Origin of the sequence: Brevibacillus fluminis, assembly GCF_003710825.1 — a bacterium.
In the GTDB taxonomy this organism is placed as follows: Bacteria; Bacillota; Bacilli; order Brevibacillales; family Brevibacillaceae; genus Brevibacillus_D; species Brevibacillus_D fluminis.
Map to the genome: position 1 here is coordinate 1 of NZ_RHHQ01000007.1, position 13,500 is coordinate 13,500.

The window sequence follows — 13,500 nt, forward strand, 5'->3', positions numbered from 1 at the left end:
GAGATGAGATTTCCCACAGAGTTAATCTGGTAAGACCCCTCATAGACGATGAGGTTGATAGGTTCGGTGTGGAAGCGCGGTAACGCGTGGAGCTGACGAATACTAATCGGTCGAGGGCTTATCCACAACAATCCATAGCAATGACTTGCGTATCCAGTTTTGAAGGAACAACCGGAAGCCATCTTGATGAAGATGGGTTTTTTTTTGTATGTCAAAAGGAGCCTATGCCGAGCGGGAGCATGAAAATATGAAGAATGGTTTCGAATGTGCAGAGACAATGAAGTGGTAATAGGCTGGTGGCAACGTTTAGATAATGGGCAGGATAATCCCATTAGGTGATGGAATATGTTGGATTCAATATGAAACCTTGGGAGGATCTAGTACATGTTGGAATCCATAAAGGAAGACTATCTTTTATCCAATAAGAAAAGTTGGGATGAAGTGGCTCCACGATTTTTTGGCAGGACTGCCCTTCCGGTTTACGGCCCATTCGCGCCTACAGAGAATGAATTAAATCTGTTTGGTGATGTAGTGGATAAGAAGGTCCTGGAAATCGGTTGCGGGAGTGGTCATTCTCTAAAATACATGGCGGCTCGTGGAGCCTCAGAGCTTTGGGGGATTGATTTATCCGATACTCAAATAGAGACTGCACGGGAATTACTTTCAGCACATAGATCAAAATTGAATCTTTTCCAAGGTCCAATGGAAAAGAACCCCGGAATTCCGAATGAGTATTTTGATATCGTTTATTCCATCTACGCAATTGGTTGGACCGTGGACTTGCCAATGACATTACAGCAAGTGTTCAGCTACTTAAAACCTGGTGGGACTTTTATTTTTAGCTGGGAGCACCCGCTACATAGCCGAATTGTACAGGAAGATACACAGTTGGTTGTTAAAAAATCTTACCATGATGAAGGTCTTCAACAATGTGAACCATGGAACTTGCCAGCTATGATGAATCAATTAAAACTCAGTACATATATAAATGAATTAATTAAATCTGGCTTTCAAATTGAGAGAGTGATTGAAGATGTTGTTATCACAGAGGAGATAAAATCAGCAGATTCTGCAGTATGGTACACACACCAAAAGGCATCATTAATTCCTGCTACATTCATTATAAAATGCACGAAAAAATATGGAGACCAGTGTTAGATAGTAATGCTTATTCAAATGGATATTGTCAATGTGCGGCTAGGTTGAGTTAGCTGGTATCTTGGGTGGGTTATTTTGATTCACCTCGAACATTTTCATTATAAAGATCGAAATTAAGGTAGTTGATATAGAAAAGAGTGGCGATTTTTATGTTGACTGAAAAAGCACGAGAGATAATTGTTGAATTCGAACGATTGTCTGATGAAGACAAAAGTCACTTATCTGTAACCTTTATGAATATTTACGGCAAACAAATTTTCTTTTCGTTGGATCAATTATGTGAGCTGGAGTATCAAGACCTAGAAACAATTAAATCAATGATAGGTGGCATAATTCTTACCAGAGAATACGTACCAGATATTCAAAACGCATATGAAGGATTAAAAGATAATGATTGGCCATCCACGATATCATTTGGATACTTGAATCTGCCTAAATAGAGAGACCGATCAATTAGATAGTAGACATGAACAAAACAAACGCCAGAACGGAGGAATTTCATTGAATGACTATATAAAAACGATGAGAAAACTAGTGGGAACAGAAACACTAGTAACTGTAGGCTGCGGCGCAATCATTGAGGATGAGAAAGGTAGAATTCTTTTACAGAGACGAAAGGATCAGAACAATTGGTGTCTTCCGGGAGGCGTAATGGAAATCGGTGAAACCTTTCTTGAAACGGTTATCCGTGAGGTTGAAGAAGAAACGAATTTGGTTATCTATCAACCAGAATTGTTCGGAATCTACTCAGGTCCTAGCTGCTTTAAAGAGTACCCGAACGGAGATAAAGTTTTTAGTGTCCAAGTCATTTTTCGCGTAAAACAATATTCTGGAGATTTAAAACAAGAGGGGCCAGAAAGTTTTGAGCATACATTCTTTTTGAATAATGAACTGCCGTCCCCACTTAATTCCAATCAAGCAGCCTTTATCTTGGATTGGGCAGAGAATCGAGCAATACCTGTAATAAAGTAATGGGGCATTATTTGTAAGCCCTCCCCCAATCATTCGAAAGCCGATCGTTTCCCAAACTGTCACAGACCATGGCACCAGGATATGGTTAAATAGGTCTATCACTTGCAGAGGCGAAAAAAGATGATTTTATGGGGGAAACCATAGAGATGGCGGAAAAAAAGATATTAATTGTAGATGACCAATACGGCATCCGTACCTTGCTGACTGAAGTGATGCAGCGTGACGGCTTTCACGTGCTGGATGCGAGCGATGGGAGCACAGCGCTGGACTTGTATCGACAGCATCGGCCCACCGTCATCCTGGTAGACATCCGCATACCGAATATGGACGGAATCGAGGTGATCGAGGCAATCCGGAATGAAGATCAGCATGTGCATTCCTTGGCGATGACGGCGTTTGACCTGACCGAACAGGAAACGGACAAATTACGTGAGCTGGGTGTTAGCACGATCTATCGGAAGCCATTCGACCTCGACAACCTTCGGGAGGATATCACCGGCCGTTTTCAAGAGATGACAACCCATGTATACAATAAACTGGTCAGAGATCGGATTCCACAGATCATCGAGGAGAAGGGGAAAACGTGCTCGATCAAAATTTTGGACGATGCCGCCTACCATCGCGAATTACGCAAAAAATTGCAGGAGGAGTGGCAGGAGTATTTAGCAGCAAGCCATGATGAGGAACGGTTGGAAGAGCTGGCAGATATGCTGGAAGTAATCTATGCGCTGGCAAATGAACACGGGGCCTCGCACGGCATGCTTGAGGAGCTGCGCCATAGGAAAGCCGAAATGAACGGTGCGTTCGCTGAAAAGCTTCTCTTGCTCGAAGTTGTGGAGAGGGGAAAACAACCGAACGAATAATCAACGAAGAAACAAAATGTTTGCAGACCTGCAACAGCACCAAGGGCCACCTCATGATTCGCCATTCCTCCTGATCGTTCATTGCTAACCGTTCGGCACCTGCAATGCAAAACAAGGCAAGCGAAGGCTCTATGCGGCCCACGCTTGCCTTGTATCTTTACAGCGTCAGTGCTGTCTCCGAGACGACGACGCCATCTTCATCCGCATAAGCGTAGTGTCCGGGCGTCCAGGTGATCCCGCCAAAAGTGAGCGGCACATCTCGTTCGCCCAAACCGTTTTTGGCGCTTTTTTTCGGCATGGTGCCCAGAGCAAAAATTCCCACGTTGGTCTGAGCGAGCTCTGCCGCGTCACGAACGCATCCATGGATGATCACCCCGGCCAACTTACGATCTGCTGCAATGCCCGCAAGCCGGTCACCAAGAAGCGCACATTGCCGGGACCCGTCGCCATCTACGACGAGCACGCTGCCAGCAGGGATGTCCTCCAGCGCCTGCAGGACAAGCACATTGTCGTCTATTACCTTGACGGTCCGAATCGGCCCATTAAAAGCGGGAATGCTGCCAAACGAGCGAAACGTAGTGGTGCAAATGTGCAAATGTTCCGAATGCTTATCACATAAGTCTGCGGTTTTCAAAAGCTTTTCCCCCTTCATAACAAAAAAATCGCTGATGATGACGCCACTGATTGCGAAGATTGGCATGATGTCGGTTTTGCTGAAGTTTAGTAGTATTTTACTATGAAGCAGATACAACTGACTAGCCTTTCTGCCGCTAGACACGAAGAAACGGCCGCCAGCAAGGCTGACAGCCGTATGATCTGATGTTGTACGTTTATCCGATGAACTCTTGTACCCAGTAGCCGTTGTAATAGCCGATGCCGATTTTCGTAAAGTTGGCATTCAAAATATTTTCACGGTGTCCTTGGCTGTTCATCCATTGCGTCATGACTTCCTGTGGGCTTGTTTGTCCCATAGCGATGTTTTCGCCGGCCGAGCTGAACTGAATGCCGTACTGCTGCATCATGTCGAATGGAGAGCCATAGGTTGGGCTCGTATGGTCAAAATAATGGTTGTTCGCCATGTCTTTCGCTTTGTCCAAAGCGACGGTCGAAAGCTTGGAGTCGAACGTCAGCGCTTTGAGGCCCGCTTTTGCGCGCTCTTGGTTAACCAGCGTCAGCACTTGATTTGCGTATGCGGAAGCGCTAGTTTGGTTTTGCTGCGCCTGATTTTGGTTATTGCTCGGTTTGGTCACTTGACCTTGGTTCCCGTTATTCACTGGCTTTGTGCTAGGCGGATTCACAGGCTTTTTCACCGGAGCAGTTGGTTGGTAAGGGATTGGCTGCTTGGCCGGCACCATGCCTTGTGTTGGATATTGAAATTTCTGGAAATTGAATTGGTTCGAATTCAGCATTTTTTCAAAATCCGCCCAAGAGATTGGTCCGTTTTGACCCGGCATATACACATACACGCCAGAGTATGCAGCCGGAGATTGGTAACCAAACGACCCTTGCGTAAACGGGCACTGCTGGTTGGCATTAGCTTGGGCTTGTACAGAAACAGGCGCAGCCGTTGCCGCGAATGCGGAAGTGGACAAGCTGGTAACGCCAATTCCCATGGCTAAAGCGAACAAAGATTTTGTGATTTTCTTCAAATCATTCAGCTCCTTTTGTATGATCCTACGAGGTTAGTTGTCGGGTTCGGATTAAGGATTCAACCTACGCGTTTTACTAGCGATTCACCCCAAACAGCCGAGCGCTTAGCGCTTTTGGCCGTAGTAAAGCGTCCCCCGCACCTCCTACTTACTTGGAGGTTTCGGCCCAAATAGCATATCGAATGTCGGAACGATTGAAAAGGAAAAGAATATGGGACTGTTTCTATAATTACCCAAATTGCGGCTATCTTCTATGTATTTGCCCGAAACACGAGTGCTTCGAGCAAGACCAAGGATTGGGTACAACGTAGAGAATTTCTTTCAGCTAGCATAACGGTGCTTCCAAAGAGTTAATTAATTGCAGCAGTGGCGTCTGCAAAAATTGCATGCTCTGCGGTCACCGGTAGCAGCGCAGCGAGAGCAGTTGGCGCAGCAAGGGTCGCAAACGTTGGAAGGTACTTGATTAAACGGACTGACGATCGGCGGTGGAACGGGTGGCCGGTTGAATGGACTGACAATCGGCTTTGGCGGGCACGGCCGGGCAGGTGCTTGGTTGAACGGGCTGACAATCGGTTTTGGCGGGCACGGCCGAGCTGGCGCTTGGGTAAACGGGCTGACGATCGGGCGCTGTGGCGCGGGCCCTTGACTAAAAGGGCTCACAATCGGTGGCGGCGTAGGAACCGGAATCGGCAGCGGATAAGGATAAATGTTGGACGGCAGCTGCTGTTGTGGAGGGATGCATGGCTGGCGTAATGGTCGGGCGCATCTCTGTTTCGGGCAGCATCTCCTGCGTCTCCGGGGGCGGCAGCATTCTGCGCTGGAGGAGGAGCTGCTTTCGCGGGCGCATGAAGAGACCAATCGCCCCTTTACGTTTATGAGGTCGTTATTCTTCTTATTTCTCAAAGTAACCACTCCCATAGGTAGAATGTACAATATGTATATGCACAGAATAGCCATGCGAATGGACGGATGCTTGTATGCGGACGTCTATTTTTCTACTGAATCGCAAACAAATCAAAACAGATGTGCAAATAGAATGAAAAGTAAGGAAACGACCTATTGACAGCAAAGATCAAAACGTTTAGTATTTTGCTTACAATCCAAATTCACTCCTAGAAAGATTACCTCTTTCAAGATCAGTGAATTGTTCTTGAACTCGACAGGTAAAACTTTGACTGCTAAATCTATGCGACTCCGAGGAATCGGAGCGGGTAAGTAGATACAAGCCAGTCCGATCGTTTAGGCATGCGCCTTAATGATTCGGCTGGCTTTTTTACTTGGTTCGGGGAAAAGAGATCAATCATTTATCTAATCGGAGGGAAAAGACTATGACAATCGTAAAAGAAACCAATGCCAAGAAGTACGTGCAAAAACAGGAAAAATTCGAAGTAAAACCGCACCCGCAGCACAGCCGCATGTATCATATCGAGCTCGCGAACGACGTGATCCGCGATTTGATCGCCGCATTCCCTGATGTAGATTCGCAACGCTTGATTTACGTGCCATTCATGCGCTATGTGGTGGCAGGAAAATTGCGCGAATTGTTGGGTCAATCGTTCCAAGACACGCTGCGTGGAATTTTGCAGGAGCGCGAGACAGGCGGTTTCACTATCGGTGTCCAAGGGCAAACGAATGAAACGGAAGAATTCGTTCTGTTCTCGACCGCGATCTCGCACCTTGTCGGCAGCCCGAACTTCGATGCGATGACAGGCACCTTTTTTGCACGCTTCACGGTAAAAGATACGGATACCAGCGATTCTTACCTCCGCCAGGCGTATCGACTGTTCACGCTGCATACGGATGGAACATTTGTTGATGAGCCGACAGATTGGCTGCTCATGATGAAAATGCAAGAAGTCAATGCAGTCGGAGGCGAATCGCGTCTGCTGCACCTGGACGATTGGGAGGAGCTGGAGAAATTCAGCAAGCATCCGCTCGCATCGCACAAGTTCACCTACCGTGCGCCAGCCAGCAAAAACGTCGAGCAAATTGTGCATCGTCCGACTTTCTTCCAACAAAACAACGGTACGTGCATCTGCTTCATCGACCAATTTGCGTATCCAGAAAACGTCGAGCAAGCGGTATACTTGAAAGAACTGTCCGATTCGATGGAAAACAGCGAAAGCACCATCGCATTGAAGCTGCCTATCGGCGATCTGGTGATGCTGAACAATACATTCTGGCTGCATGGACGCGCTGCATTTGAGAAAAATCCTGACTTGTTCCGCGAGCTGATGAGACAGCGCGGCGAGTTTGCCAAGTAAGGTTGAAATAACTTCTGAGCGAGACAAACCCCCCTGCCGATGTAGCAGGGGGAAGGGTGGGTGACGATGTATGTATGATTTCGCGATTGTGGGAGGAGGGATTGTTGGCCTCTCAACGGCGATGGAGCTGGGGCGGCGATATCCCCATGCGCGCATTCTGGTAGTAGAAAAGGAAGATAGCTGGGCGAAGCATCAGACCGGCCATAACAGCGGTGTGATTCACTCTGGCATTTATTACAAACCGGGCAGCTTCAAGGCCAAATTCGCCCGGGCAGGCAGCAATTCCATGGTGCAGTTTTGCCAGGAGAACGATATCGAGCACGATATCTGTGGAAAGGTCATCGTAGCGACGAAGCAAGCAGAGCTTCCGCTCATGGACAATCTGTACGATCGCGGCCTGGCAAACGGGCTGGCTATCCACAAGATCAGTGCCGAAGAGCTGAAGGAAATCGAACCGCACGTCAACGGGCTGGGTGCCATTCGCGTGCCGATGGCCGGCATCGTCAACTACAAGCAAGTGTGTGAAACATTCGCGGCGATCATCGGGCGGCAAGGCGGCGATCTGCGGCTTTCCACCAAAGTTGTGGACATTCGGGAGAAGCGCGGGGAAGTGGAGCTGGAGACGACCCGAGGGACGTTCCATACGCGCTTTCTCATCAACTGTGCGGGGCTGCACAGCGACCGTATCGCCAAGCTGGGCGGGGCAAAAGCTGATCTGCAAATCGTGCCGTTCCGCGGCGAGTATTACGAATTGAAGCCGGAAAAACGCTATTTGGTCAAGCATCTGATCTATCCGGTGCCAAACCCGGCGTTCCCGTTTTTGGGCGTGCACTATACCCGTATGATCGGTGGTCATGTTGAGGCGGGGCCAAACGCAGTCTTGAGTCTCAAGCGCGAAGGGTACAAAAAAACCGATATCGACCTGAAGGATTTGGCTGAAGTCATGGCGTTTCCCGGCTTCTGGAAGCTGGCGGGGAAATTTTGGAAGGAAGGGATGGAGGAGTACATCCGCTCTTTCAGCAAGGCCGCTTTCGTCAAAAGCTTGCAAGAGCTAATCCCGGAAATCAGAAGCGAGGATCTAGAGCCGGCGCCAGCGGGCGTACGTGCACAAGCTTTGAAGCCGGATGGTAGTCTCGTTGATGATTTCCATATCATTCGTGGCGCGAGCAGCATCCATGTCTGCAACGCACCATCGCCGGCTGCGACCGCATCGATTGAGATCGGGAAAGCGATTGCCGAGCAAATCCCAGAACCGCAACTAGCAAAACCGCAAGCCATTTCCTAAGTAGAGGTGAAAGAAGTGACGTTGCAAACGGGCACGGTTGTCTATAAAAATTTGATCAACGGTCGCTGGGTAGAATCAACATCAGGCAAAGTGCATCCAAGTATCAATCCGGCCGATACCCGCGACATCGTCGGCTATGTGCAAATGTCGGTAGCGGGCGAGGTAGAAGCAGCGGTTCAATCAGCTAAGCAAGCATTCGCTTCGTGGCGTAAGCTCTCAGGGACTGCGCGCGGCGAGTATTTGCGTAAAACGGCGGACATTATGGAGCGCCGCACAGCGGAAATCGCGGAGACTATGACGCGCGAGATGGGCAAAACGCTGGCGGAAGCCATCGGTGAAACCGCACGCGGTGTAGCGATTTTACGCTACTATGCGGGCGAAGGACAGCGGGCCAACGGAGAAGTGATTCCGTCCGCGGACGCGGATGCGCTCTTGTTTACAAGTCGCGTGCCACTCGGCGTCGTCGGGCTGATTAACCCGTGGAATTTTCCTGTGGCCATCCCGATCTGGAAAATGGCGCCGGCACTGATCTACGGGAACACCGTCGTGATGAAAGCGGCGCTGGAAACGACAGTAACCGCCGTCAAGCTGGTGCAATGCTTCTTAGAAGCGGGCATACCGGCTGGGGTGGTCAATCTGGTCAGCGGCTCCGGCTCGCTGATCGGCAATATTTTGTGCGAGCATCCTGATGTGAAAGCGATCAGCTTCACCGGCTCCAACGAAGTGGGCAAACAGATCGCCATGAAGGCGCTTGCCCGCGGTGCGAAGTATCAGCTGGAGATGGGCGGCAAAAACCCGGTGATCGTCACCAAGCATGCAGATTTGGACATGGCAGCAGAGCTAACAGTATCCGGCAGCATGAAATCATCGGGACAAAAATGCACCGCGACAAGCCGGGCGATCGTCGTAAAAGACGTGTACGACGAGTTCCGGGCAAAAGTCATCGAGAAAATGAAGCAGATCAAAACGGGCAATGGCCTTGACAACGACACGTACATGGGACCTGTCGCGTCCGAAAATCAGCTGAAAGGCGTTTTGGCCGCGATCGAAAAAGGCGTCAACGAAGGTGCGACCTTGGTATTGGGCGGCAAGCAGCTGACCGAAGGCGAATATGCGCACGGCTTCTATGTGGAGCCAACCCTATTCGACGACGTTGACCCGTCCATGTATATTGCCCAAGAGGAGATTTTTGGGCCAGTGCTGGCACTCCTCAAAGCCGATTCGCTGGAACAGGCGCTGGTGATCGCCAATGATGCTCGCTACGGCTTATCCGCTTCCATCTTTACCAACCGCCTCGATGAGGTAATGACCTACATCCACGAGATGGAGGCGGGCATGATCCGCATCAATGGTGAAAGCTCCGGAGTTGAGCTGCAGGCGCCATTCGGCGGAATGAAGGAGTCCAGCTCCCACTCACGCGAACAAGGTAGAGCCGCGATGGAATTTTTCACGGCGGTCAAGACGGTTACGATCAAAGCATAAAGCTGGTTTTTTATAAAGAAAAATCCCCTTACCGCTCAGTGTGTGGAAATGCACTGGACTGGGAGGGGATTTTGTTGTAAAATATGGAAACTTGAACGAGAACGGAGGGTTACGTGTGGCAAATTAATTTTTCGATGATCTTTAAGCGAACGAGCGAGGCTTAAAGGCTGTGCAATGTGCAGAGCAATCGGAAAATGGTTTGCCATATGGTGACCTATTTTTAGTCGTACCCGAATCCTTCCTTTCTGGATTTTGGGTTCGTACAACTTGAGCGAGAATCAAAATGCGTTCCTTTTTGTCAGCCACCTTAATGCTGGCATGGGGGGAGTTGCATTCTTTTTCTTGTTCCCGATTGCGAGAAGCACAGGCGCGCTGCCTGTGTTTTTTTTTGAGCGAAAAGGGAGGAGAAACAGAAATGGGCGAAAGAATTGTACAAGTGGATGGAATCGAATTGTGCACGGAAAGCTTCGGAAAGCCGGCTGATCCAGCGGTATTGCTGATCATGGGGGCAACTGCCTCGATGGTGTGGTGGGAAGAAGCGTTTTGTAGGCAAATCGCCAATAACGGGAGATACGTGATCCGTTATGACAATCGTGATACGGGGCGTTCTACGGTGTATCCGCCGGGAAGTCCGGCCTACACGTTTGAGGATATGAGCGATGACGCAGTCCGCGTGCTCGATGCGTACGGGATCGAGAAAGCCCACATCGTGGGAATGTCCATGGGCGGGATGCTAGCGCAGATGATCGCGCTGAAGCATGCAGATCGCGTGCTGACCGTCACCCTGACCGCCACGTCCAATTTCGCTCCGGAGCTTCCACCGATGGAAGAGAAGGTCGTGGCGTTTTTCGAGAATGCAGGCGCGGTGGAATGGACGAACGATCAGGCGGTGGCTGACTTCGCGGTGGAGAAGTGGCGCGTATTAGCAGGGAGCAGATACGACTTCCCGGAGGAGCGAATCAGGCAGTTGGCGGTAGAGGAAGTGCGGAGAGCCGCGAATCCGGCGAGCATGAACAATCATGGGCTCGTTTCCGGAGGCGAGACGTACTTGACCAGAACGCACGAAATCGCAGCTCCAGCCCTGGTGATCCATGGGACGGCCGACCCGATTATTCCATACCCACATGGGCAAGCGCTCGCCAAAGCGATTCCGGGTGCGAAGTTGCTTACGTTACACGAAACGGGTCATGAGCTGGCGCATGGCGACTGGGATGTGATCGTTACAGCGATCGCGGAGCATACCGCCAGCCCTGCCGAAAGATGAGGAACAGGAAAAAGGCAGCCGATGTAACACAACGGCTGCTTTTCTTTCAATTTTCATAGGGCACTTTACCACATGAAAGCCCTGTAATAATCATCCATTTCTTTTTTCATCTTCATTTTTTCCTGATCCAGCATGTGGCGGATCGCTTGCCAGTCCGTCTCTGCCGAGTCGGTATACGAGATCCCCTTGGCAGCCATAAAATTGTGGAGCATCTCTTGGTCGTTCCCTGATTCGTACATTTCGTGCCCGCCCCCGATTACCCGCAGATCATGCAGCGTCTGCTTGATGTCTTGTGGAATCATGATGGAATTCACTCCCTCAAACGGATCGTCATCTCAGTGTCTCCGTTTGGTCTCAAATTTATCCAGCTGCTTTGGGGAGACAAATTGACAAATAAAAACGAGAAGCCGATGATGAAAGATACGGTACAGTTTGGAAAAGAAAAGGAATGAATCGCATGCACAAATATGCCCGTTTGCTTACGGAGATCGAGCAGCGCATTGAGGCGGGGGAGTGGAAGGATGGCGAACGCCTTCCGTCTATTCGGGAATTCGCGAAAACACATCACGTGAGCAACAGCACGGTCATTCAGGCGTATGCGGAATTGGAGCGTCGCCATCTCATTTACGCGATCCCCAAAAGCGGTTATCGTGTGGTCAAGCAGACTAGAGAAAGGCAGCCCGATCAACACGCCCCGCTCGATTTTGCCTCTGCATCGCCTGATCCTGCCGTGTTTCCATACCTCGATTTTCAGCATTGCATCAACAAAGCGATCGACACGTATCAAAACGATCTGTTCACCTATGGCACAGCGTCAGGCTTGCCGTCGCTCGTGGCTGCGCTGCCCTCGCTTTTGGCCGATGACCAGGTGTTTACCAAGCCCCAGCGAATTGCGATCACTTCTGGCGTACAGCAAGCACTATCGTTGCTCGTAACCATGCCGTTTCCGAACAAGAAGCAGACGGTTTTGATCGAACAGCCGAGCTATCACTTGCTGATCAAGCTGCTTGCGATGTATAACATTCCGGTCATCGGGATCGAGCGAACAGCAGCCGGTATCGACTTGGATGAGCTGGAGAAGATTTTTCAAACGGAACCGATCAAATTTTTTTATACGATGCCGCGCTTTCACAACCCGCTAGGTACGTCGCTTTCCGCCAAACAAAAGAAAGCGATCGTCGAGCTTGCGCGTGCGTACGAGGTTTATTTGGTCGAGGATGATTATGTGGCTGACTTTGAGACGGATGCCAAAGTCGACCCGATGTACGCCTACAGCCCGAATGACACCGTCATTTATCTGAAAAGCTATTCCAAAATCTTGTTTCCCGGCTTGCGGGTGGGTGTAGCGGTTTTGCCTGAGGAGCTGTGCGAAATATTCGCCACACATAAACAGCTGCACGATATCGACAGCTCCATGCTGTCGCAGGCGGCGCTTGAGATCTATTACAAAAGCGGGATGTTCGCCCGGCACAAAGAGAAGATCCGCAGCAGCTATTCTAGTCGCAGCGAGCGATTGCGCAAGGCACTGGCCAAACAAGCGCATGATGGCGCCATCAGCATGCCTTTGCCGCATTTTGTGCATACATGCCTTTCGCTTGAAAAAGCTGGGGCCGTTTCGGCAGCGATCCAACGCTTGCGCAAACGCGGCGTGATCGCAAACAGCGCCGATGAATGTTTTTTGGCCGCAGGCTCGTCCAAGCCGTTGCTTCGTTTAAATGTATCACGAGTGCCGGAGGAGGCGATTGCGAGGGGTGTCGAAGAAATTTTTGCAGTGCTGGGCAATAAGCGTTAGAGGCGCAACGGCACGATCGAGAGAGGGAGAAACACGCGGATGAACACACAGGAAATGGTGCAGAAGCTATGGAATCTGTGTCACATCCTCCGCGATGACGGATTAACTATCACGAATATGTGACAGAGCGGGCAGTGGGCTTGCTCGGGGAAGTGCTGCGGGAATTACGAGAGTAACGAAATACATAATGATCCTATATCCAACCAGCCGGATAGACGGGCTGGTTTTTGCGTTTGTTGACAATTTTAGTTGTCTAGAATATAATTGCATAAGCAACTAAAAGAACGGATGGAGGGAACACCTTGACTGACACGACGCCGAAAATCAGTATTTTGGACAATTCGACAGGCTTTTTGATGGGAGTCATTTACCGTAAAATCTCCAACCTTTTGATGCACCGTTTAAAGGAGCACGATATCACACCGGAGCAATGGGCGGTTTTGTATCGCGTGTCGGAGCGTGAGGGGATGATTCAGAAGGAGATCGCCGAGCGTGCAGGCAAAGACAGGCCGACGACGACGCGCATTCTGGATGCGCTAGAGGCGAAAGGTTTTGTGGTGAAACAGGCCGGGGAGCAGGATCGAAGGTCTTTTTTGGTTTTCTCCACGGAAAAAGGGAGAGCGCTGATCGAGCAGATCGTGCCGATTGAAAAGCAGACGATCGCGGATGCGACAGACGGCATAAGCACCGCTGATGTAGAGCTATTGCATCGCCTGCTGCGCCAAATTGGGGAAAATATCGACCGTTTGACGTAAGAAAGAATAAGGAGAG

Annotated in this window: 15 protein-coding genes, 1 rRNA gene, 1 pseudogene and 1 riboswitch; of the genes and pseudogenes, 13 read left to right on the forward strand and 4 right to left on the reverse strand. The window is 49.9% G+C overall.

All coding sequences use genetic code 11. The features are described 5' to 3' along the window. The 6 genes and pseudogenes from EDM56_RS06870 to EDM56_RS06895 form a co-directional block, all read left to right on the forward strand. Window positions 1-126, forward strand: a 23S ribosomal RNA gene (locus EDM56_RS06870); the annotation flags it as partial. A 258-nt stretch (window positions 127-384) separates the two neighbouring features. After that, window positions 385-1,158 (forward strand): class I SAM-dependent methyltransferase, encoded by a 774-nt coding sequence (locus EDM56_RS06875; RefSeq protein WP_122917168.1) that lies wholly within the window; start codon window positions 385-387, stop codon window positions 1,156-1,158. Between the two features lie 149 nt (window positions 1,159-1,307). Next, window positions 1,308-1,598, forward strand: a complete 291-nt coding sequence (locus tag EDM56_RS06880; RefSeq protein WP_122917169.1) for a hypothetical protein — start codon at window positions 1,308-1,310, stop codon at window positions 1,596-1,598. Between the two features lie 61 nt (window positions 1,599-1,659). After that, window positions 1,660-2,130, forward strand: coding sequence for an NUDIX hydrolase (locus EDM56_RS06885; RefSeq protein ID WP_122917170.1), 471 nt, complete (start codon window positions 1,660-1,662; stop codon window positions 2,128-2,130). A gap of 146 nt (window positions 2,131-2,276) precedes the next feature. Further along, window positions 2,277-2,612: pseudogene (locus EDM56_RS31810) on the forward strand (response regulator); the annotation flags it as partial. A gap of 30 nt (window positions 2,613-2,642) precedes the next feature. Beyond that, complete coding sequence (locus tag EDM56_RS06895; RefSeq protein WP_122917633.1) at window positions 2,643-2,993, forward strand: nucleoside triphosphate pyrophosphohydrolase; 351 nt, start codon at window positions 2,643-2,645, stop codon at window positions 2,991-2,993. A gap of 157 nt (window positions 2,994-3,150) precedes the next feature. On the opposite strand, the gene rraA is transcribed toward EDM56_RS06895, so the two are convergent. Together rraA and EDM56_RS06905 are read right to left on the reverse strand one after the other, a co-directional pair. Then, window positions 3,151-3,645, reverse strand: a complete 495-nt coding sequence (gene rraA / locus EDM56_RS06900) for a ribonuclease E activity regulator RraA (RefSeq protein ID WP_122917634.1) — start codon at window positions 3,643-3,645, stop codon at window positions 3,151-3,153. A gap of 178 nt (window positions 3,646-3,823) precedes the next feature. Next, window positions 3,824-4,642 carry a CAP domain-containing protein gene (locus EDM56_RS06905; RefSeq protein WP_246009295.1) on the reverse strand — a complete coding sequence of 273 codons (819 nt, stop codon included), beginning with the start codon at window positions 4,640-4,642 and terminating at the stop codon, window positions 3,824-3,826. A 7-nt stretch (window positions 4,643-4,649) separates the two neighbouring features. After that, window positions 4,650-4,819, reverse strand: a riboswitch (cyclic di-AMP (ydaO/yuaA leader). Between the two features lie 325 nt (window positions 4,820-5,144). Here EDM56_RS06905 and EDM56_RS31390 point away from each other — a divergent pair. Then, the gene (locus EDM56_RS31390; protein WP_183192324.1) at window positions 5,145-5,288 is read left to right on the forward strand and encodes a hypothetical protein; all 144 of its coding nucleotides are present in this window, start codon (window positions 5,145-5,147) and stop codon (window positions 5,286-5,288) included. On the opposite strand, the gene EDM56_RS31395 is transcribed toward EDM56_RS31390, so the two are convergent. Further along, window positions 5,289-5,426 carry a hypothetical protein gene (locus tag EDM56_RS31395; protein ID WP_183192326.1) on the reverse strand — a complete coding sequence of 46 codons (138 nt, stop codon included), beginning with the start codon at window positions 5,424-5,426 and terminating at the stop codon, window positions 5,289-5,291. 544 nt (window positions 5,427-5,970) lie between these two features. Between EDM56_RS31395 and glaH the strand changes: the two genes are divergently transcribed. The 4 genes from glaH to mle all read left to right on the forward strand — a co-directional run bounded on the left by glaH (window position 5,971) and on the right by mle (window position 10,937). Next, a complete protein-coding gene (gene glaH, locus EDM56_RS06915) occupies window positions 5,971-6,906 on the forward strand; it encodes a glutarate dioxygenase GlaH (RefSeq protein ID WP_122917172.1) in 936 nt (311 codons plus the stop codon). 70 nt (window positions 6,907-6,976) lie between these two features. Next, window positions 6,977-8,191: an L-2-hydroxyglutarate oxidase gene (gene lhgO / locus EDM56_RS06920; protein WP_122917173.1), complete on the forward strand. Its 1,215-nt coding sequence runs from the start codon at window positions 6,977-6,979 to the stop codon at window positions 8,189-8,191. A gap of 15 nt (window positions 8,192-8,206) precedes the next feature. Further along, a complete protein-coding gene (gucD, locus tag EDM56_RS06925) occupies window positions 8,207-9,673 on the forward strand; it encodes an alpha-ketoglutaric semialdehyde dehydrogenase GucD (RefSeq protein ID WP_246009296.1) in 1,467 nt (488 codons plus the stop codon). A gap of 415 nt (window positions 9,674-10,088) precedes the next feature. After that, entirely contained in the window at window positions 10,089-10,937 is an 849-nt protein-coding gene (gene mle / locus EDM56_RS06930; RefSeq protein ID WP_122917174.1) for an alpha/beta fold macrolide esterase, read from the forward strand. Between the two features lie 65 nt (window positions 10,938-11,002). Here the strand turns inward: mle and EDM56_RS06935 are convergent, their stop codons facing one another. Then, window positions 11,003-11,239, reverse strand: a complete 237-nt coding sequence (locus EDM56_RS06935; protein ID WP_122917175.1) for a hypothetical protein — start codon at window positions 11,237-11,239, stop codon at window positions 11,003-11,005. Between the two features lie 155 nt (window positions 11,240-11,394). Here EDM56_RS06935 and EDM56_RS06940 point away from each other — a divergent pair, with 155 nt between their 5' ends. Together EDM56_RS06940 and EDM56_RS06945 are read left to right on the forward strand one after the other, a co-directional pair. Next, a complete protein-coding gene (locus EDM56_RS06940; protein ID WP_122917637.1) occupies window positions 11,395-12,729 on the forward strand; it encodes an aminotransferase-like domain-containing protein in 1,335 nt (444 codons plus the stop codon). 302 nt (window positions 12,730-13,031) lie between these two features. Beyond that, window positions 13,032-13,484 carry a MarR family winged helix-turn-helix transcriptional regulator gene (locus EDM56_RS06945; RefSeq protein WP_342772372.1) on the forward strand — a complete coding sequence of 151 codons (453 nt, stop codon included), beginning with the start codon at window positions 13,032-13,034 and terminating at the stop codon, window positions 13,482-13,484. The last annotated feature ends 16 nt before the right edge of the window (window positions 13,485-13,500 follow it).

Bases quoted from the DNA above. Each gene is read 5' to 3' on its own strand.
- EDM56_RS06875 (WP_122917168.1), top strand. From the start codon at position 385: ATGTTGGAATCCATAAAGGAAGACTATCTTTTATCCAATAAGAAAAGT.
- EDM56_RS06880 (WP_122917169.1), top strand. From the start codon at position 1,308: ATGTTGACTGAAAAAGCACGAGAGATAATTGTTGAATTCGAACGATTG.
- EDM56_RS06895 (WP_122917633.1), top strand. From the start codon at position 2,643: ATGACAACCCATGTATACAATAAACTGGTCAGAGATCGGATTCCACAG.
- rraA (WP_122917634.1), bottom strand. From the start codon at position 3,645: ATGAAGGGGGAAAAGCTTTTGAAAACCGCAGACTTATGTGATAAGCAT.
- EDM56_RS31395 (WP_183192326.1), bottom strand. From the start codon at position 5,426: ATGCTGCCCGAAACAGAGATGCGCCCGACCATTACGCCAGCCATGCAT.
- glaH (WP_122917172.1), top strand. From the start codon at position 5,971: ATGACAATCGTAAAAGAAACCAATGCCAAGAAGTACGTGCAAAAACAG.
- lhgO (WP_122917173.1), top strand. From the start codon at position 6,977: ATGTATGATTTCGCGATTGTGGGAGGAGGGATTGTTGGCCTCTCAACG.
- mle (WP_122917174.1), top strand. From the start codon at position 10,089: ATGGGCGAAAGAATTGTACAAGTGGATGGAATCGAATTGTGCACGGAA.
- EDM56_RS06935 (WP_122917175.1), bottom strand. From the start codon at position 11,239: ATGATTCCACAAGACATCAAGCAGACGCTGCATGATCTGCGGGTAATC.
- EDM56_RS06940 (WP_122917637.1), top strand. From the start codon at position 11,395: ATGCACAAATATGCCCGTTTGCTTACGGAGATCGAGCAGCGCATTGAG.